21 protein-coding genes are annotated in these 17,983 nt (G+C 56.6%); 8 read left to right on the top strand and 13 right to left on the bottom strand.

The features are described from left to right. The first annotated feature begins 94 nt into the window (after positions 1–94). Together KZ498_RS22935 and KZ498_RS22925 are read left to right on the top strand one after the other, a co-directional pair. The gene (locus tag KZ498_RS22935; RefSeq protein WP_312621887.1) at positions 95–505 is read left to right on the top strand and encodes a ribbon-helix-helix protein, CopG family; all 411 of its coding nucleotides are present in this window, start codon (positions 95–97) and stop codon (positions 503–505) included. A 124-nt stretch (positions 506–629) separates the two neighbouring features. Continuing rightward, a complete protein-coding gene (locus KZ498_RS22925) occupies positions 630–3,158 on the top strand; it encodes a heavy metal translocating P-type ATPase (RefSeq protein ID WP_396276185.1) in 2,529 nt (842 codons plus the stop codon). A gap of 298 nt (positions 3,159–3,456) precedes the next feature. Here the strand turns inward: KZ498_RS22925 and KZ498_RS22920 are convergent, their stop codons facing one another. Further along, a complete protein-coding gene (locus KZ498_RS22920; protein WP_312621885.1) occupies positions 3,457–4,044 on the bottom strand; it encodes a hypothetical protein in 588 nt (195 codons plus the stop codon). Positions 4,045–4,796: 752 nt separating this feature from the next. Beyond that, positions 4,797–5,216 carry a hypothetical protein gene (locus KZ498_RS22915; protein WP_312621883.1) on the bottom strand — a complete coding sequence of 140 codons (420 nt, stop codon included), beginning with the start codon at positions 5,214–5,216 and terminating at the stop codon, positions 4,797–4,799. Between the two features lie 375 nt (positions 5,217–5,591). Here KZ498_RS22915 and KZ498_RS22910 point away from each other — a divergent pair, with 375 nt between their 5' ends. The 3 genes from KZ498_RS22910 to KZ498_RS22900 all read left to right on the top strand — a co-directional run bounded on the left by KZ498_RS22910 (position 5,592) and on the right by KZ498_RS22900 (position 7,127). Continuing rightward, on the top strand, positions 5,592–5,993 hold the full coding sequence (locus tag KZ498_RS22910; protein WP_312621881.1) for a plastocyanin/azurin family copper-binding protein: 402 nt from the start codon (positions 5,592–5,594) through the stop codon (positions 5,991–5,993). Between the two features lie 103 nt (positions 5,994–6,096). Further along, complete coding sequence (locus KZ498_RS22905) at positions 6,097–6,849, top strand: hypothetical protein (RefSeq protein ID WP_312621879.1); 753 nt, start codon at positions 6,097–6,099, stop codon at positions 6,847–6,849. Between the two features lie 92 nt (positions 6,850–6,941). Further along, positions 6,942–7,127, top strand: coding sequence for a hypothetical protein (locus KZ498_RS22900; RefSeq protein WP_103428016.1), 186 nt, complete (start codon positions 6,942–6,944; stop codon positions 7,125–7,127). Positions 7,128–7,333: 206 nt separating this feature from the next. On the opposite strand, the gene KZ498_RS22895 is transcribed toward KZ498_RS22900, so the two are convergent. The 5 genes from KZ498_RS22895 to KZ498_RS22875 all read right to left on the bottom strand — a co-directional run bounded on the left by KZ498_RS22895 (position 7,334) and on the right by KZ498_RS22875 (position 11,509). Continuing rightward, the gene (locus tag KZ498_RS22895) at positions 7,334–8,488 is read right to left on the bottom strand and encodes a multicopper oxidase domain-containing protein (protein ID WP_312621875.1); all 1,155 of its coding nucleotides are present in this window, start codon (positions 8,486–8,488) and stop codon (positions 7,334–7,336) included. 168 nt (positions 8,489–8,656) lie between these two features. Then, positions 8,657–9,307, bottom strand: coding sequence for a type II CAAX endopeptidase family protein (locus KZ498_RS22890; RefSeq protein ID WP_312621873.1), 651 nt, complete (start codon positions 9,305–9,307; stop codon positions 8,657–8,659). A gap of 172 nt (positions 9,308–9,479) precedes the next feature. After that, positions 9,480–9,923 carry a disulfide bond formation protein B gene (locus tag KZ498_RS22885; protein ID WP_396276184.1) on the bottom strand — a complete coding sequence of 148 codons (444 nt, stop codon included), beginning with the start codon at positions 9,921–9,923 and terminating at the stop codon, positions 9,480–9,482. After that, positions 9,904–10,890 (bottom strand): thioredoxin domain-containing protein, encoded by a 987-nt coding sequence (locus KZ498_RS22880; protein WP_312621870.1) that lies wholly within the window; start codon positions 10,888–10,890, stop codon positions 9,904–9,906. The genes KZ498_RS22885 and KZ498_RS22880 overlap by 20 nt, the downstream gene beginning before the upstream one ends. 103 nt (positions 10,891–10,993) lie before the next feature. Beyond that, the gene (locus KZ498_RS22875) at positions 10,994–11,509 is read right to left on the bottom strand and encodes a COX15/CtaA family protein (RefSeq protein WP_312621868.1); all 516 of its coding nucleotides are present in this window, start codon (positions 11,507–11,509) and stop codon (positions 10,994–10,996) included. A gap of 171 nt (positions 11,510–11,680) precedes the next feature. On the opposite strand from KZ498_RS22875, the gene KZ498_RS22870 reads away from it, so the two are divergent. The 3 genes from KZ498_RS22870 to KZ498_RS22860 all read left to right on the top strand — a co-directional run bounded on the left by KZ498_RS22870 (position 11,681) and on the right by KZ498_RS22860 (position 13,735). Continuing rightward, positions 11,681–12,643: a transcription initiation factor IIB family protein gene (locus KZ498_RS22870; protein WP_396276183.1), complete on the top strand. Its 963-nt coding sequence runs from the start codon at positions 11,681–11,683 to the stop codon at positions 12,641–12,643. A 439-nt stretch (positions 12,644–13,082) separates the two neighbouring features. After that, positions 13,083–13,460: a helix-turn-helix domain-containing protein gene (locus KZ498_RS22865; protein ID WP_312621867.1), complete on the top strand. Its 378-nt coding sequence runs from the start codon at positions 13,083–13,085 to the stop codon at positions 13,458–13,460. After that, positions 13,457–13,735 (top strand): hypothetical protein, encoded by a 279-nt coding sequence (locus KZ498_RS22860; RefSeq protein ID WP_312621866.1) that lies wholly within the window; start codon positions 13,457–13,459, stop codon positions 13,733–13,735. Before KZ498_RS22865 ends, KZ498_RS22860 begins: the two co-directional genes overlap by 4 nt. 138 nt (positions 13,736–13,873) lie before the next feature. Here the strand turns inward: KZ498_RS22860 and KZ498_RS22855 are convergent, their stop codons facing one another. The 6 genes from KZ498_RS22855 to KZ498_RS22830 form a co-directional block, all read right to left on the bottom strand. Then, on the bottom strand, positions 13,874–15,130 hold the full coding sequence (locus tag KZ498_RS22855; protein WP_312621864.1) for a transposase: 1,257 nt from the start codon (positions 15,128–15,130) through the stop codon (positions 13,874–13,876). After that, a complete protein-coding gene (tnpA, locus tag KZ498_RS22850; protein ID WP_312621863.1) occupies positions 15,127–15,516 on the bottom strand; it encodes an IS200/IS605 family transposase in 390 nt (129 codons plus the stop codon). The genes KZ498_RS22855 and tnpA overlap by 4 nt, the downstream gene beginning before the upstream one ends. A 197-nt stretch (positions 15,517–15,713) precedes the next feature. After that, a complete protein-coding gene (locus KZ498_RS22845) occupies positions 15,714–16,178 on the bottom strand; it encodes a DUF4345 family protein (RefSeq protein WP_312621862.1) in 465 nt (154 codons plus the stop codon). Continuing rightward, positions 16,179–16,562, bottom strand: a complete 384-nt coding sequence (locus KZ498_RS22840; protein ID WP_312621861.1) for an STAS/SEC14 domain-containing protein — start codon at positions 16,560–16,562, stop codon at positions 16,179–16,181. 26 nt (positions 16,563–16,588) lie between these two features. Further along, the gene (locus tag KZ498_RS22835) at positions 16,589–17,524 is read right to left on the bottom strand and encodes a cation diffusion facilitator family transporter (RefSeq protein ID WP_312621860.1); all 936 of its coding nucleotides are present in this window, start codon (positions 17,522–17,524) and stop codon (positions 16,589–16,591) included. A gap of 21 nt (positions 17,525–17,545) precedes the next feature. Next, a complete protein-coding gene (locus KZ498_RS22830; RefSeq protein ID WP_312621859.1) occupies positions 17,546–17,983 on the bottom strand; it encodes a hypothetical protein in 438 nt (145 codons plus the stop codon).

The following is a 17,983-nucleotide window of genomic DNA, read 5'->3' as shown; positions in this document are numbered from 1 at the left end:
TAGTAGAGTGAGAATTGCTTATACGGGTTGTTATGACCCGATTCGGGAGTTCGTAATAATGACGCTCTTGAGGAGTGCCATCCATAGCTGAGGTATGAGAACGAGTTTGAACATTCCCCAAGAGGTTCTCGAGTCGTTCGATACGACGTGGCAAGACGAAGGATTGGAATCACGCTCCCGTGCCGTCCGTGAGGCGATTCAGGAATACATCGAGCGTCACACGGAGCTGGAAGAGTTGGAAGGCCCTGTCGTCGCAGCGCTGGCGTTCGATTACGAGCACACACTCGTCATCGGTGAACTCCATACGGTTCAGCACGAGTTTGAGGAGGTCATCAGTAACACACAACATATGCACCACGGGGAGTGGTGTCTTGAGACGCTCTTCTGTCAGGGCTCTGCAGCACGAATCCGGGAGTTGGTGTACCGCCTCCGAGATTTCGATGCCGTCGGACGCGTGAACGTCATGTTCCTCCAACCGGAGCTCTCCGCGATGTCCAAGGACTAAGTCGCGTTCTCCGGACAGCATTAATATCGACGCATCTGTACCACCAGTAATGGCCGTTCGACTGAGATTGGCACCTGCGTTCCCCGGCCGAGGCTGCACCTCTCTACGCCGGTGGTGAGCAGTTATGTCTCCATCTCATTCATCACCTCCCACGTGCGCGCTCTGTGATGGAACCGTACCCGACCACCGAGTCGTCGGTGCTGACGATCCTCTCTTTTGTTGTACAGGGTGTCAGAGCGTCTATCGTGTCCTTGGTGATGAGGAACCGGAACCTGGACGGATGGACACAACACCCGGAGTGAGGCACACTCCCAGCGTTGAAGAAATTCAGCACGCTGGAGGCTCCACTGAATCGACGACCGAGTCACGTGTTTTCTTCCAAGTCGATGGGATGCACTGTGCGACGTGTGAAGCATTTCTCGAATCAGTCGCCAAGAGCTGTGAGGGCGTCACTGACGCCGCGGCGAGTTACGTTACCGAGACGGTCCGTATCACATACGACCCTGATCGCGTCTCGAAGGAGACTCTCTGTGATATCTTGAGTACGCTCGGCTATTCGGCAACCCTTCGTGCTGGAGGGAATGATGGCGCACCGACTGTAATCGGACAGTCACGGCGATCTGACGAGCCGAATGAACGAGGCATTGACGAGGTGCTGGGATTCCGTTACGCTGTTGGCGTCATTTTCGGGACGTTCATGCTCCTCCCATATGCGGCCCTCCTCTATCCGGCGCAGCTCTCGTCGTTCTTTGGTGACGGGACGCTCGATATGTACGCGAGTGCGTCCGGACTCGGTGGTGGAGATAGCCTGTTGATCCTGCCGCTCTTTCTCGTTTTGACAGGGGTTGTTCTGTTGTTCACCGGCCTGCCGTTGTTACAGGGTGCGTATGTCAGTCTGAAGATGCGACAGCCGAACACCGACCTGCTCGTCGCACTAACCATCGTGGGTGCCTACGTGTATAGCACGATTGCCTTCCTCCTCGGGCGGCTCGATGTGTTCTACGACCTCACGATTGTGGTTGCCGCGAGTGTGGTGGCCGCTATCTTCTACGAATCACTGAGCAAGCAGCGGGCGATGGATCGCCTGACGAATCTCACTATCTCTCACGTCACCGAAGCCAGGCGGTATGGCGTCGATGGGACGACGACGGTCGACGTACACGATCTGGAACCCGGGGAGCGTGTCCTCGTCCGCGAGGGCGAACGAATCCCGGTCGATGGAGTTCTCGCTGAGGGTGAGTGTACGGTCGATGAAGCGATCGTGACGGGCGAGTCGCTCCCGGTATCGAAGCAAGCGGGAGACGAGGTCGTCGGCGGGGCGGTCGTCACAAATGGTGCTGCTGTTCTCACAGTGAGCGATGGGACAACCAGTAGTATCGATCGCCTCATCACCTCTGTTTGGAATCTCCAGAGTGGGGATCACGGCGTCCAGCGGCAGGCCGATCGGTTCGCGTCGGTCATCATCCTGCTCGTCGTCGGTGGGGCGGTACTCGCCGGAGTGGGGTCGCTGGTGATGGGGACTGTCGTTCCCGTCGCCGTTCTGACGGCGCTGGCGGTTCTCTTGGTTGGATGTCCGTGGGCACTTGGTCTGGCAACCCCGCTTTCGGTGGCAACCAGTATCGAACAAGCGGTAGATCGGGGCATCGTCATCTTCGACGAGACCGTCTTCGAGCGCCTTCGGAACGTCGACGTCGTCGTCTTCGATAAAACGGGGACTCTCACGACCGGCCAGATGGATGTCCTCGAGGCAGATGTACCGTCGGATCTCCTTGAAATCGTCGCGGCCCTCGAACAGCGAGCATCCCACCCGGCGGCCGACGCGATCGTGAATGCGTTCGCACAAGGGAGTCACGACGGCGACCGGTCGAGAGCCGATGGTGGTGTTGCCGATGGAAGTGATCACGAGCACGCAAAGGACATCACTGAATTCACGAGCCACGCGACTGGCGTCGAAGGAGTCGTCGCGGATACACACGTTCTCGTTGGGAATCTCCATCTCTTCGCGGAACTGGGGTGGTCGGTTAGCGAGCAGATCGAGACGCGTGCCGCAGAGGCACGAACGGCCGGTCACCTTCCGGTCGTCGTCGGTCGGGACGGTCATGCAGAGGGTGTCATCGTCGTGGGCGATGAACCACGCTCGGGCTGGGATGACACACTCACGCAACTGAGTGACCGTGCTATCGAGATCGTCGTTCTGACCGGTGATGATGAGGCTGCCACTGATTTTCTCGACAGCCATCCTGCCGTCGATCACGTGTTCGCGGGGGTCCCACCCGCAGGCAAGACCGCGACAATCCGGCGGTTACAGTCCCGGGGACAGGTTACGATGGTCGGTGATGGGACGAACGATGCCCCGGCCCTTGCGACCGCAGATTTGGGGATCTCGCTTGGTGGTGGAACGGCACTCGCGTCCGATGCCGCGGATATTTCTATCGTCGGTGACGACCTCGCGGCGGTGGAGACGACGTTTGACCTCGCAGATGCAGCTCGTCGGCGTGTCAAACAGAATAATGGGCTAGCGCTGCTCTACAATGGAGTTACGATGTCCCTCGCAGCGACGGGGTTGCTGAATCCGGTGTTCGCGATGGGTGCGGTCGTGGCGACCGGCGGTCTCCTGGCGGCAAATTCGTTTCGAGACCTGCTTCACGAGTAGCGGTTTCATCCTTTCGAAGCGGCAGATACCTGCTGCAACCGGTGAAGACGGTACCTATCGTTTCATTCGAGAAATTCGAAGGCACCGAGACCCACGTACCCGGTCGCAAAGCCCGCGGCGATGATGCCTCCAGAGAGGACCTGGTAGAACGGCGTCGACGGGAGGAAGCCGGTCGCAAGGCTGCCGACAACGATCAGTACCGCTGCTAGTCCCCAAAAATACGTACTGTCGGCGCTTCCTCTTCATATCTTGACCCATTCGTCCATTCCGAGTACCGTGTTACGGTAGATACCTCACCTCAGTCGGCGGGGATGATGGCGGCCGATTGATCGGGCTGTCGGGCTGTTTGAACCGAGTAGATCAGACTCCCAGTGAAGAGGACGAAGCTCCCAACGATGAATACTGCACTGAGCGGCGATGCCGAATCGACGAACACCCAGTAGAGGGGGGCGGCAATCGATGGTCCGGCAGCAAGCACCGCAATCTTTGCGACGAGTGGCCCACAGCAGCCACAAGTACACGTCCCGACGATTGCAGCACTCCCGGCGGTTCCTTCGGTCATACCAGCTCGTTCTTTAACGCGCCAGTGACGGGCGATAAGGGCAGCGTTCAATCCGATGAGTGCGCTCAGCGTCCCGACGACTATGACTTGGCCGGGTGACACGGCCAGGAAGAACGGGATATGTATGAACGGGAGATGGGGAATCGCGATTTCGAGCGTCGGCCACGACATCAACTGATAGATTGCGGGCAGAACGACGACCGTCACCTTCTCGGGAAAGCCTTCGTCGGGGAAAAACGAGAGGTACCCCGTCACGGAAACGAAAAAGAGCGCTAACACGACACCAACGCCGATTCCGAAGCGACGTGCAACCGGATCACGCATGACTGCGCGAATAACGCTTCCTGCATCCTTCCAAACGACATAACCGACCAAGATTGGCGTGCCGAGGACAATGGCGTACCCGAGTGGATGTGTATCGCTTGCCGGTCCAGGAAGAAGGTAGGGGTATGCGATCCAAAATCCCATGAGGATGCCGAGAAACGTGTACCGAGGGCGAGATGGCCAGCGGAGTCGTCCAATGACGAAGCTCACAGCAACGATGCCTAAGCCACTCAGCAGTGCCAGTGGTTGATACCAGGATCGAGGGAACGGCATTGAGCGCGCAGTATATGTCGGATCCGGAGAGAGCCCTTCGAAGAGCACGGCTCCAAGCGCAGTGATTGTGATTCCGACAAATACGCCGTAAAGCGCCGCCGTCGCAGTGATCCGATCTGTCCGTTTGAGCAGGATGAATCCGCCGAGAATAGCGACACCGACGAGACCAAGAATAACACCGTGTCCTTGCGAGATTCCACCGCTTCCGGTTGTACCGTGAGCGGACGCAATAGGGACTTGAGTGAGCGTAACGATCGCGACGAGAAATACAGAGGGTAACCGAACTGACCCGATCCGAGAGGTCTGTCCAGAGGGAGGTCCATTCCGTGGTTGACACTCTTCCGGTGACATTATTCTGTCTTAGGCAAGGAGCCACTTCTACCTGACTGATTCATTTTCGATATTCTGAATTTGTCCGTCGTTGTATCATGTTGGATGTAAAATCATCCTCGTGTAAAGGTATGACCAGCACGGTGAATTCACTCGTCATCCAGAAAAACGAGGAACTGTATATGTTTGAGGAACCAGATCGGAAGAACGGCTCCAACCCCTGCAGCGAGTAGGAGACTATTCGAGGCCGTCCATACGATCTGTGCAAGTACGGTTCCAATAATCAAGACGCCGTTGTATGCGATGGCATTCACCGCTAAATCGCCTCTCGCCTCAGGCCGGGGCCACTTGATGAGACTAAGCTTGATCGCCGATGTCCGGCCGGAAGCTACTGCGACAAGAAGTCCGAGCAAGCCGGATACACACCAGCCGAGTACGGTTAGTGGCCAACTGTATACTACCGATGCGATGGCAAGAACAACCAGATACGGACTGGTGCTTGTCCCGATCTCTACGGCGGTATAGCGGGTCAAAATGTTTCCCTCGGTTCCTTGTTGTGCGGTAGCCATCTGTACGGATTATGAGAAGAGTATTGAAATGCATCAGGGATGTTCCGTCGAGGATTTGAACCTCGGTCCTCGGTGTGAGTTGCCAAGATGATTGGCCGAGCTATACCAACGGAGCATTTCTAACTTGGGGCCTCAGTATTTGAAATACGACCGGTGTTCTACTTAATGGGAATCCGCCCTTTCCTCTTATCATGGGGGCTTTGATACCGTGGTATGGAGCGTCGAAAGATTCTCAAGACGGCTGGAATTCTCGCGACAGGTGGCGTAACTAGTCTTGCCGGATGCAGTAGTTCGGAGAACGGAGATAGTGGCGGTGAGCCGACCGCAACTCAGACGCAGGAGACAGGTGGTGGGTCAGGAGACTCGAATACGGTTATGATGGTCACCGAAGGGAGCGAGTATTATTTCGATCCTATCGGCCTGTTCATCCAACCCGGGGAAACTGTAACGTTCGAAATCCAGAGTGGGAGCCACTCGGCAACCGCCTACAAAGAGGGAACGAGCACAGCATCTGTTACCCGGATTCCTGAAAGCGCAGAAACGTTCAATAGCGAAACGCTGAGTGAACAGGGCGCAACGTACGAGCACACGTTCGGGACCACGGGGACGTACGATTACTTCTGTATCCCGCACAAGACCCTGGGGATGGTCGGCCGGATCGTCGTCGGCGAACCCGGCGGTCCCGCGGAGGAGAGTATGCCGCCGGACGGAGACGTTCCCGAAAGCCAGACCATCGTCGATCAAGGCAGCGTCTCGTACAGTTCGTTCTCCGGGTAGGCGGCCGCGTATACTGCGAGCTGTGCACTCTGGAATCGCTTGTACACCATATGGCCGACATTGACTCTGCTTCGGACTTCCAGTATGGAGACATACGCTGTCGATGACGCTCGCACAAGGCTCGTGGCCGACATACACGGATGCTGCCCTCGATAGTGTTCGGCGAGAACGACGCGAGGTCGAACGCGAATGTCGAGCATTCCAACGGTTTCGCCAGCGTATTCAGACAGTCGACACACAGACTCCTCGGTTCGAACGGTCCGTTGTTGGAGTGAATCAGAACTTTACATCCGAAGAGAAGTCGATCCGTGATGCCATCGAGCCTTGGTATCATGATACTGTGATGGCGGTCGACCACTACGGCGATGTGTACGGTGGTTCGTTCGAGGCGAGCCTCAGTGCCGAATTCGGGGTCGATGTGTTGCTTCTGATCTCAGAAGCGACTACGTTCTCACCGCTCATCAAACAACGACTCCTCAAGGCCACACAGCAGTGTATTGACAACCGGCGGGTCTTTCTAGAAACTCTCCAAGACGAATTCACCACGCTCAAAGACGCGAAATCCACAGTTCAGGAAATTCGAGAGGCGATAGCAGAACTTGATTCGACGGAATTACAGGGCCTCTCAGATACTGAACTGATCGACCGATACGACACCCTTCACACGTTGAATGATAAATGTCAGAGCTGGATCCAGCAACGGCAGGAGGAAATCCACGCTCATCGAATCGATCGGTCAGCAGATGCGGATGCCTACACTGATCTCTGTTCATATCTCTATGAGGATCTGGAGGTTGATTATCCGGTATTGACGACGTTTGTCGATATCTTGGAAATCATTTCCCAATATGAGTAGTTCCCTCTTTCACCTCCTACTCAGTCGTCAGTGCCGGTTTCCAGCAAATCTACTTTGTTAACGGTTTTGTCTATCCGGTCACAACAGTACACATGGAATTCGACTTTGTGCGCTCGGTGGCTCCCCTCGTCGTAATTGTCGCCATCGCGGCGATTGCGCTCACGACCGTGATGACCTCCTCAACAGTTTTCATGATGGTTCTGCCCTCGATGATCGTCTTCTCAGTCATCGCGTTCTTCTTCGGAATGAAACACGGCGAGTTCCGCGCCAGTCCGTAACAGGCCGACCCAGTCGCCGAAATTCGCTGGGTTTCGGTCCATGCTAGCCCCCAGCTGGTGTTGATTCAGATTTATTTCGATGACCGGTTCGCAGTCCCACCGACGGCTGTTTCAGCGGGACGGTGTCGAACCAACAGGAGTCCACCAGGGGCGGTTAACCACTATCGTTCAGTTAGATCCAGTCTTGGTTGTCGTATAGAACGTCTCTACGCGGTGTAGCCGGCGTACTCCATAAGCTGGTTGAAGATGTCCGTATCCATGACGGACCGATAGACCACGCCGGTGAGCATCCCACCAGGATAGAACGTGCCGTTCATCACGTGGTTGACCTTGTGGCAGTGCATCAAGTAGATACCGGGATCAGCATCGGCAGTAAATTCGATCGTGTGTCGTTCAGCAGGGGCAACGTTCGTGACGTCCATGTCGTGTCGGGCAGCCTCCGGAATCGTCCCGCCGTCCTTTTCGACACGCTGGAAGCGGTGGTTATGGATGTGCATCGGGTGCGACATGTACCCGCCGTTGACGAGGTGGATGCGAACCGAGTCGCCCTCGTCGACGATGATCGGCGACCCTTCCTCGGGGTGCAGCGTCCGGGGCGCGCTCTTCCCGTTGACGGTGAACACGTCTGGATTGCGACTGGCCGAATTGTAGGTGAAGTCCGCCTCACCGGCCCACTTCCGTGGAACCCGCGAATCCCAGTCCTTGATCGTCATAAAGTATTCGCGGTCCGCCGGTTCGTAGCCCTCGGGATCGACTCGGTAGATCCCGTACATGCCCATGTCGATATGCCGGTGGGTCTGGAAGTGACAATGGTAGAAATGCGTTCCAGGGACGTTCGCGGGAATCTCGTAGGTGTGTGTCTCCCCTGGCGGGACCTGAATGCCGGTCGTCGTCGGGACGCCATCGTTCTCCCACGTCTTGCGAACCCCGTGGAAGTGAATCGTGTGGGGACGTCGACCATCGGTGTTGTCGAGTGTCACCTCCATCGCGTTACCCTCGGTCGTTCTGAGAATTGGGCCGGGGACGCTGGGGTCGTTGTCGTCGGCCTGGAACGCCCAGACGCGTGGGAATTCCACGGGCCCACCCATTGTATCGAGCGGGTGGACGGCGTGGCGGGCCTGCTGAGTCCGCATCGTCACTTCGCCGCCCTGTTCGTCGACGTTGACGACTGTTGGAGGGCTGGTGTAGGGGAGATCAGGCGAGTCAGTTTGTGCCTGCGTGGGCGTATCGCTCGTTACTGCTGGCTCGTTGGTGCCGCCCACAGAACAGCCTGCTAACGAAGCGATACCTGTCGCACCAGTTGCCGCGAGAAACTCACGCCGGGACAGTCCGGTTCCGGGTGCGCCGAAACGTGTAGTCATGATACACTCGGCATTTTGGTTGGACTAAACATAGGATGACTGCGGTGTCCCAATTCACGGGACAGCGCGTGGATATGTTCGGCACAAGGCGAATGAAGATGGCGGCTTTTCACCTATACTTGTTCGCCGTTAGGAGTTCAAAGTTGGGGCGATAAAGTGGTCAGATTTTCAGAGTCCGCCCGTCGCCGTCAGATAGGCCCCTGCGAACTGCACCGCGTTATACGTCCCGTGAATCACAGCCGGCACTGTGAGGTTGTCCGTGTACTCGTACGCTGCTCCCAGTACTAAGGCCAGGACGAATGCGATACCGATGTACACCAGTTTGCCTTCCCCTGACAACGAGAAGAGATGGATTGATGCGAACAGAGCGCTTGCGAGGATGATTGCACGAGCCGGATGGAGACTTTCACGTAGGGTGCCCTGTACGAGGCCCCGAAATAACAGTTCTTCCCCCGGACCGACCAACAGGAATTGGAGAGGGATCAGAAGAAGGAATACACTCGGATTTTGTCGCCCGACTTCGACGATCTGATTCTCAGCCGAGTTCAGACCGAGGGCCGTGATTACTGCGGACGCCACAAAGAGTAACCCCAGGATCGCTATACTCCCCCCGATAATCACCGCCCCATCACGCTTGTCAGGGAGACGAACTGGGACGAATCCCAATCCGAGACCACGGCCTTTGAGATAGAGGACAGCAATGCCCCCAAACGTCACTCCTTGGAGGAAGAACGTACCCACAACCAGTCTGAGGGCTGGGCGCGACGCGAGGTCGATTCCGAACAACCCGATGACCGTTACAACCGCAAGGAGTAGCATACTTCCTACGACGTACGACCCATACGTGAGGCCAATTGCAGAGGCAACAGACCGGAAGGGAGTTGTCGGCGACATCAATCAAATGAAATTATAGGCTCTACCCTACAAGTTGGCTTTGATAGGTCCATTTCGGTGCTCTTCATTCCAAGACTTTCTGTGGTAGTGATTTTGTTCATGGTTGACGTTCAGGTTCGACGAGGTTGGATCCAGCGAGGACTGTAATCGTCACGAGCACGAACGCGATGAGTGAGAGATTCGGAATCGTAAGTCCGAGCACCGGAGCCTGCCACTGGACGACTGCACAGGGGCCAGCAAAGGTGCATGAGGCCGTCGTTGCTTGGAGTACGGAGTGATATCCCGCGATTGAAGCGCCCACTACGGTTAGTGGAATGACCGTTCGCCAGACTGTGTTGTGACTCTCGAGGGCAGCAACACCGAGAATGACGACGAGCGGATACATGAGGATACGTTGGTACCAGCAGAGGGTACACGGAAGGAGACCGAGGCCGAGACTGAACCAGAGGCTTCCCAAGGTCGCAACCGTCGCGACGGTTGCCCCGCCTACAAGCCAGAATCGACCGTCGGACATCCATGATTCAGTTTGATCCAGTTGCATCTTCGATCAACTGTCTTGTTCGCTCTTCGTTTCCGAGTGGATTGATCGTCGTGCCATTGATGAGGAGTGTGGGTGTGGCGTCAACACCGGAATCGCTCGCAGCCCTGTCAGTCGCCCGCAGCGCGTCGTCGTACTGCTTTTCTTGGATCGCCCTGCGGATCGACGCAGTCTCCGAGACGCTTGCGGCCTGAGCAAACTCGACCAATCTCTCGGCGGTCGCCCACTGGTCGCTCTCGGGTGGCTGATTCCGGAACACGTATTCGTGAAACCCCCAGTACGAGGCTGGGTCAGTGTTCCAAACGGCTAATCCGGCCTGCCCGGCTGCGGGTGCATCGGGGCCCAAAAACGGGTCGCCACCGATATATGCGAGATTGCGGAACTCGAGCGCGATTGTTCCTGATTCCACGTAGTCCGTCACGAGTTGTGAGAGCATCCCCGTACTGAACTGGGCGCAGTACGGACACTTCCAGCTCCCGAAGTACGTGACCGTGATATTAGCATCAGCGGACCCCATCGTCGCATACCGGAATTCGCCCGGCGTTTCAGGAATTGAAGCAGTGGTAACGGCACCCACATCACCTCCAGTATTCGCGCCGTCATCCGGTTCAGGACTCGTATTGGTAGAGAGAGCGGTGGCGCCGATCACGACACTGGCAGTGGCGGCACCACCACCGGCGAGGAGAAGTTGTCGGCGGGTCAATCCTCCGACAGCAGCTCCGCCACCTCTCTCAGAGAGCCGCTCTGAGAAAGTGAGTGAATCAACGGCTGTATCCGCCCGTTTGTAGTCCACACGTGAGAGGTCGTCGGGATGCGCGGCGAGCCAGTGTCTGTAGAGCTGCTCGTCAGTTTCGTCACCGAGTTGTTCACCACAATAGTGGCAGGCGCTGTGAGCGCTCCATGTATGATCACGCGCTGCTCCAACTGTTTCGAATTGATCTGTACAGATCGGGCAGGTATGGGCACTCATTCGTGATCACTACTCCTGGTGGCAAATTCATAGGCTTCGTGTTCCATTCTCATAGTGAGTTGAATTGTCGGTCTCTGAGGTATTTTTCATTCTCAAGTTGTCATTAGCGGCGGAGATATCCGACAAGGAAGGTCGTCAGGAGACAGAGGAGAATAAGAATTGCCACGCCGAGATGAGTCGTCACGATGATCGGTTGGAGATTTTCCGTGACGGTCAGTCCTCCGAGGATAACCTGTAACGGAAGCAGGACAAGAGCAGCCGTGGCCGACCATTTGACAATCGGAGTATTCCGGTGTGTCACCCACGCTCCCAAAGTCGTGCCGACGATCAGAACCCCGGCCGTCATCGCCAGTCCACGGTGAGCCCACTCTGCGAAGATTTGGAGTGCAGAGTATGGCGAGTTAGCAATGATCTCGGGTTGAAGGAAGGGAACCCACGTCCCGTAGCAGGTCGGCCAATCGGGACAGGAAAGTCCAGCACCGATTGCACTGGTGTAGGCGCCGAGAAGCATTACGATGTACGTCACTAGTAGCGTGAAACCGGCGATATGCCTGTACTCAACCGGAATCTGTGAAATCGTGGTTCGTACGTCGTGCCAGCGGAGTCGGACTTGAGACATAATATTGGGTAGGGACGCTAACTGGCGGTGTGACGAGTTGATGTCTTGGAGACAAAGTGTTAGGCCGGATTCCCAGCGAGTGGGACACCGCCTGCTATTCATTGAGGAGCCGTCCCTCGGCACTGTTAAGAAGACCCACGGTTTGTAGGGAAACCCCTATACGCCGATAGTATGATGACTCAAGAACATACCTCGGAACAGTCGACAGATGAAAGAGACCATGACGTACAGTCTGCCAATTACAGCACCTGTCCCGAGTGTCAAGGTCATATTACCCGGAACAGTGACAACGGTGAGGCGACCTGCGAAAGCTGTGGGTTGGTTTTTGAAGACGATCGAATCGACCACGGCCCAGAATGGCGTGCATTTACCTCCGAGGAACGCGATGAAAAAAGTCGGGTCGGTGCCCCGACGACGCAGCTGATGCATGACAGGGGGTTAAGCACGACTATCGGCTGGCAGGACAAGGACGCACACGGCCAGGCTGTCTCCAGCCGCAAACGTGCACAATTACAGCGCCTCCGGACGTGGGACGAGCGGTTCCGGACGAAGGATGCCCACGAGCGGAATCTTAAGCAAGCCTTGGGGGAGATCAGTCGCATGGCATCCGCTCTGGGACTTCCGGAATCGGTTCGGGAAACTGCAGGCGCCCTGTACCGGCGTGCTGTAGAGGAGAATCTGCTCCCTGGTCGCTCGATTGAGGGAATGTCCACAGCGTCGTTGTACGCGGCTGCTCGACAGCACGGAATGCCACGGCCCCTGACTGAGTTCGCCGACGTGAGCCGTGTCGAGAAAATTCGAATTCAGCGAGCCTACCGATACCTGTCCCGAGAACTTGGGTTGGAGATCAAGCCAGAGGATCCAATCCAATATATTCCACAATTCGCGTCATCGCTTGATGTGAGTGACGAAGCAGAACGGCGCTCTCGGGAATTACTTGAGGTAGCTACAGATAATGCCATCCACAGTGGAAAGAGTCCAGCCGGGTTGGCGGCTGCCGCTCTGTACGCTGCGACATACCTCACGAACGAGCAACTCACACAAGAGGAAGTGAGTGATGTCGCCCGCGTCGGTCGTGTCACAATCCGGAATCGATACCAAGAGCTTCTTGAAGTCTACGAAGAGCATGACTGAACAGATGATCCTTGCCGGGCGAAATACGGCCACTGAGTGGCTCATAACACAATCGGCACCATGAGCGAGCTCTCAATACAGATCGAGTTCGAGGTATTGGAGTTGCTCGTTGAGGAGTCACCTTGCCACAGAACGGAGATCACTAACGCTGTCGATGGACATCCGATCACCATCGATCAAGCGTGTACTCACCTCCATAGTCAGGGATATATTGCTCCGATCAGCAACGGTCTCTACGAGGTTACCGACGCGGGCGAACAACGACTCGAGATTCGGCACGATTCATAACCGCTCCACAACTGTGTCACCATGTCTCCACTATTTCGATGGATCGGTCGTCATGACTCTGGAACCACGCTCTCGGCTGCATTTGTGGGACCGATGGGATGCCTCTCCAACAATCGGACACCATATCCCGAGGACCACGTATTATCGAATAATGGGGAGTAATTCAGTGTCGTCCGAGGACACTCCGGAGGTACAGGATGTCCTTGATGCGCTGGATGATCCCGCGTGTCGGGCTATTCTCCGGGAGACTATCGAACCAATGACTGCGAACGAACTCCTTGACGCATGTGACATCACCAAGTCGACGCTGTATCGAAAATTAGAACTCCTCCGTTCTGCTTCCCTCGTTCGAGAACAGGAGACGATCAACCCCGGCGGTGGACGGGTTACTTACTACGAGCGATCGTTCGAGGACGTCACGATCTCTATGGACGACACAGGCGCGTTTTCGGTGAGTGTTGATCGGCCACCGCAGTCTACCGACGAACGGCTTGCAGATCTCTGGTCGATGATGGGGGACGAAGTATGAACAGCGTCATCACGGCAATTGCAGTTGTCAAGTTTGTGATCCTGCTTCTCGGCGGCGGGATTACCTACATCGCATTTAAAGCCTATCGACGTACAGGTGCGGAATCGCTACGCGTCCTTGGTGTCGGGTTCGGTATCATTACACTCGGGGCAATCCTGACTGGGGTGGCTAATCAGTTCTTTTCCGTCTCGTTGGAAACTGGTGTACTCGCTAATAGCGTGTTCGTCGCTGTTGGCCTCGCGGTCATTATGTACTCTCTCTACATACAACAATGATTGTCTCAAAACCCAACTCTGCGGCTGATCCCGGGAACTAACCCTGAACGAGAATTTAGCTAATGCTTGACCTCCTCCTCCGCGTGGCGGAGGAATCCCACCACGGGATTTCAGGCCAAGTGTAACGGCCCGTTGGTTTCAAGACGCATACGTTCCAAGCGTCGTCTGCTGGGTTTCAGCATCGGCGTGGCTGTCTTGTGGCCCGGTCAAAGAGGCCCCATCCGTAGCCGAGTCATCGTCACCGGCCTTCTGCCGGGAAACCCGGTCGCTTCGGTGGTGACTCTCTCCACTACGGTAGCGGTCTGCAATGTTTATCGCCCCGTTCACGTCGGCTTGATACTCACCGACCCAGCAGCCGTCGTTCGAGCATCGGAACGTCGCCTGTCGTGGCCGGTAGCCGTGTTCACCGCAGGCGTGGCACGCCTTCGACGTGTTCCGGGGATTCACCGTCTCGACGGGAATCCCCCTTTGGGCGGCTTTGTAGCGAATCTGTGCGTGGAGCTTCGCAAAGCCCCACCCGTGCAACCGTCGATTCATGTACTCGCCGTAGTCCATGTTCTCGCGGATGTACGTCAAGTCTTCCAGCACCAGAACTGGGTTCTCGACAGATTCGGCGTACTCCACGACCTCGCTGGTCACACGGTGGAACACATCCTCAATCTGGTCCCACAGTGCGTCACCGTAGGACTCTGCGATTCGCTCACTGCCACGCTTCTGAAGCCGTCGCTTGGCGGTGAAGTAGGTTTTGCGGAGCCGACGAACGGCTTTGCCGTCGTCGGCCCACAGTCGAGGGCGAACAGGGGAACCGCTCTCGTCGCGGTGACACACCGTGACGAGACTCGCTTCTCCGATGTCCACACCAACCGGCGTCCGCTCGTCGGCGGACGCCTCAGATTGGTCCTCCACGTCACGGGTAGCGGTGACGTGGAGATACCACGTTCCATCCCGCTCGAACAGCCGACTCTCACCCATCTCGGCGTCGTCTGCGTACACCGCTTCGAGCCACTCCCGCTGTTCGGGGTTGGCGCGTGCTGGAATCCAGAGGTGGTAATCCTCGTGGTGCGGGATTTTGACGTACCACTCGATAGCGTTCTGTGGCTGGTGGTCAAGTTGCAGTCCCTCATTGGTGAACCGCACCGGGTGGTCGTCGTGAAGCTCGTTGGCGTCGTAGCTGTTGTGCAGTTGTGGGACGTACTTTTTGAGAGCGTTTTTTGCGTAGCCGCTCAGGTCGTACTCGACAACCACGTCGTTGGCCGCTGACTGTGTGGCACAGCCAGCGGCGAAGGCGGCTTGAAGTGCCTGCTGGTACGCGTCTTTTGTCTCACGAAGCTTCTGTCGCTTGTGGACGTTCGGGTCCACAAGCTTCAGTTCAAGCGTTTTCGTGAGTTCGGTCACGCTTCGGCCTCCTTGTGTCGGTTGATGTAGTTCTCGACAGTTTCGCTGGAGACGTGCCCGGCTGTGCCAGCGTAGTAGCCGCGTGCCCACCGGATTTTCTCGCCGTCGTGGTCGGCGTGGCGGTGGTTGTATTTCCGTGAGGAAATTCCTTTGAACCAGTTGGCGAGCAGTGATGGGCTGTGTTTAGGCGGGCTACTGACGAACAGGTGAACGTGGTCGGGCTGAACAGTCAGGTTTTGAATGTCCAAACCCTTCTCGTCGGCAATTTCGTGGAGGATGGATTCCACACGAACGGCAACCTCGTCCGTCAGTACCGCGTTGCGGTACTTCGGGAGCCACACTATGTGGTAATTGAGGTTATAGGTTGCGTTCCGTGTGGTCTTCATCCGTGTTACACACTAAAGTCGTATCGTGTAAAAATATCTGTGGGAACGGTGGGAAATCCCCTGCAATAGAACGGTGGATTGTCACACTATGCTGTCCGCTCAACCCCCGCCTGTTCGCTCCTCGGTTCCGACGCTCTGTCGGAACACTCGTCACTCACGGGAAGCGGGGGTATGCGCTCGTATCTCTATCAAGCCACTCACACACGTCCTCCCGTCCCTTCAGCTCCTGAGACTGGCCGTGCTTGGCGGACCCAGTACCAGCCAATCCAACCGGCGATTGCGAACAAGATCTCACCCGCCAACAGTTGATAGAACACGATGGCTGTCGTTTCGAACTGAGTGAGACTGTACACCCGGACCGGGATCGCTATCGTGGCGGAGCAGGCTAAGAAGGCCACCGCGCCGGGACGCAACGATCGGGCCCGCGTGGCCGCCAGCAGGAATAGCCCGATACCGGCGTAGAACCCACCGTAGAACGTCATAAACTCTCCTTGACCGCCAGGAGTCGAGAACTCGTATCCGATCTGGGCTGCTATGGGCACCGGAGAAACGAGCACCGCTATACCAATTGCGACACAGGCGACACCACTCACCCCGAGTAGCCCGACCAGCTTCGCGTGATTTTCTTTTCCCAGCAGGGGAAACAGGGTCCAGCCTGCCATCTATCCTTCCTTCGAAAGCCAGACGAGTGCCTTCTCGCTCTCGGTCCGGTCGAAATAGCGCATCTCGTCGGGCGCGACCGGCCAGATTGGCCGGATAACACGCCACCAGTCGAACAGGAGTTTCGCCCATCGTGTATCGCCGACTCCGGCGTACCGGTCGATATCGAACTCAGGACCGTATCGTAGATCCGGAATCACCCCGTGGAGGTGTGTGAGAAACGTCCCGAACGTCCAGTTTGGAACTTCCTCGTACACGTGGATACGCCCGTACTGGTCGCTCTTTTCGACGAACAGCGAGTACAGCTCTTGATATCCGGTTCGCGTGCCCTCCTCGACGCGAATCGCAATGACGTTCTCACTCGTTTCATCCAACAGCTCGAACATTCGACTGGATGCTGTGTGGGACATCATTAGTGGGAATGGTTCGTAGTACCGACAGGTTCGGTATCGGGGTCGGTATATCCGACGAGCTCGACGGTTGCGTGGTCGATTCCTAGATCCGTGAGATGGTTGTGGACCTGTGACTGGATTGTCCGTTGCTCCTCAAGTGTGGTCGCCGTATCGGTGAGCCGGACGGTTGCGACGGTGAGTTGACTACAGACTTGCCAGACGTGGAGATCCTCGATCTGGTCGACGCCGTCGAGTGTAGTCAATTCACCCCGGAGTTCTTCAGACGACACCGGGCTCCGTTCCAGCAGGATCGAGGTGCTTTCCCGGAGGACGTTCCCAGCCGACGCAAGCACTAGGAGCCCGATGAGTACGGCCGCCACAGGGTCTGCAATAGGGAGGTCGAACACTGCGACGGCGGCAGTCGAGACGATTACCGCAACAGAGCCACCGGCGTCACCGAGCAGGTGGTAGAACGCCCCCCGTTCGTTGAGGCTCATCTCACCACCCTGCAACACGTACACGGAGCCAATGTTCACTAGCAGGCCACCCGTCGCGATGACTAGCGTCAACTCTGGATTGATCGCGACTGGCTCGAGAAACCGCTGGTAGGACTCCCAGACGATGTATCCGACCATGGGAATGAGCAAGACGCCGTTCAGGAAGGCCGCAATCGGTTCCAGTCGGTGGAGACCGTACGACCATGCCTCGCCACCCTCGAACCGTTCTGCGGTGTAGCTCGCGCCAAACGCCATCGCGTACGCAAGCATATCGAACAACATGTGGAGTGCGTCGCTGATGAGGGCGACCGACCCGAACAGGAGTCCACCAGTCAGTTCGATAACGAACCCGAGGAAATTAACGACCGCGACGAGCGCAAGCCGACGCGTGCTACCACTTGTTTCAGACGGGTGTTCGTGTCCTGCCGTATCCTCTTGTGTGTGTTCGTGGAGCGTCATACATTCACTTTGGCGGGAGAGCTATTTCGAATCTGAGAACTCTGGGTTTCCCTGAGTGGACTCCTTCGACCTATCTTCGGTCGCCAACGTCGAATTCTCCGTCGAGGATTCAGTACGGTCCGAGAGTGCAGGCTCGCTATCGCCTTCCTCAGTTGCTTTATCGGACTGCTCTGATTCCTCGGTGAGAGACACGTCTTGCGCAGAGGATCCGACGATATCCAACGGACGGATCCACATGAACCAGACAACGAATATGGTCGTGCCGTAGCCGAGGATCCACACGAGATCAGCTACGACAGAGAGATTTGCCTGTTCGAGGGTGTATACCAATAAACCGGGACCGATGAGCCCAACGAGCACAATGAGGACGGCAAACTGCGGAGACGAAAGTCCGAACGGGTATTCGTGCTGATCTCCCTCCGTATGGGATGTTGCATTTCCCTCATTCTCAGCACCCAT

The organism is Haloarcula sp. 1CSR25-25 (genome assembly GCF_032027985.1).
Classification (GTDB): Archaea; Halobacteriota; Halobacteria; order Halobacteriales; family Haloarculaceae; genus Haloarcula.
Note: the sequence above shows the minus strand (reverse complement) of the source record. Positions and strands in the feature narration are given on the sequence as shown.

Bases quoted from the DNA above. Each gene is read 5' to 3' on its own strand.
- KZ498_RS22900 (WP_103428016.1), top strand. From the start codon at position 6,942: ATGGAATTCGACTTTGTGCGCTCGGTGGCTCCCCTCGTCGTAATTGTC.
- KZ498_RS22925 (WP_396276185.1), top strand. From the start codon at position 630: ATGTCTCCATCTCATTCATCACCTCCCACGTGCGCGCTCTGTGATGGA.
- KZ498_RS22905 (WP_312621879.1), top strand. From the start codon at position 6,097: ATGACGCTCGCACAAGGCTCGTGGCCGACATACACGGATGCTGCCCTC.
- KZ498_RS22875 (WP_312621868.1), bottom strand. From the start codon at position 11,509: ATGTCTCAAGTCCGACTCCGCTGGCACGACGTACGAACCACGATTTCA.
- KZ498_RS22910 (WP_312621881.1), top strand. From the start codon at position 5,592: ATGATGGTCACCGAAGGGAGCGAGTATTATTTCGATCCTATCGGCCTG.
- KZ498_RS22935 (WP_312621887.1), top strand. From the start codon at position 95: ATGAGAACGAGTTTGAACATTCCCCAAGAGGTTCTCGAGTCGTTCGAT.
- KZ498_RS22915 (WP_312621883.1), bottom strand. From the start codon at position 5,216: ATGGCTACCGCACAACAAGGAACCGAGGGAAACATTTTGACCCGCTAT.
- tnpA (WP_312621863.1), bottom strand. From the start codon at position 15,516: ATGAAGACCACACGGAACGCAACCTATAACCTCAATTACCACATAGTG.
- KZ498_RS22885 (WP_396276184.1), bottom strand. From the start codon at position 9,923: ATGCAACTGGATCAAACTGAATCATGGATGTCCGACGGTCGATTCTGG.
- KZ498_RS22845 (WP_312621862.1), bottom strand. From the start codon at position 16,178: ATGGCAGGCTGGACCCTGTTTCCCCTGCTGGGAAAAGAAAATCACGCG.
- KZ498_RS22920 (WP_312621885.1), bottom strand. From the start codon at position 4,044: ATGCGTGATCCGGTTGCACGTCGCTTCGGAATCGGCGTTGGTGTCGTG.
- KZ498_RS22895 (WP_312621875.1), bottom strand. From the start codon at position 8,488: ATGACTACACGTTTCGGCGCACCCGGAACCGGACTGTCCCGGCGTGAG.
- KZ498_RS22865 (WP_312621867.1), top strand. From the start codon at position 13,083: ATGGGGAGTAATTCAGTGTCGTCCGAGGACACTCCGGAGGTACAGGAT.
- KZ498_RS22880 (WP_312621870.1), bottom strand. From the start codon at position 10,890: ATGAGTGCCCATACCTGCCCGATCTGTACAGATCAATTCGAAACAGTT.
- KZ498_RS22830 (WP_312621859.1), bottom strand. From the start codon at position 17,983: ATGGGTGCTGAGAATGAGGGAAATGCAACATCCCATACGGAGGGAGAT.
- KZ498_RS22840 (WP_312621861.1), bottom strand. From the start codon at position 16,562: ATGTTCGAGCTGTTGGATGAAACGAGTGAGAACGTCATTGCGATTCGC.
- KZ498_RS22860 (WP_312621866.1), top strand. From the start codon at position 13,457: ATGAACAGCGTCATCACGGCAATTGCAGTTGTCAAGTTTGTGATCCTG.
- KZ498_RS22835 (WP_312621860.1), bottom strand. From the start codon at position 17,524: ATGACGCTCCACGAACACACACAAGAGGATACGGCAGGACACGAACAC.
- KZ498_RS22870 (WP_396276183.1), top strand. From the start codon at position 11,681: ATGATGACTCAAGAACATACCTCGGAACAGTCGACAGATGAAAGAGAC.
- KZ498_RS22890 (WP_312621873.1), bottom strand. From the start codon at position 9,307: ATGCTACTCCTTGCGGTTGTAACGGTCATCGGGTTGTTCGGAATCGAC.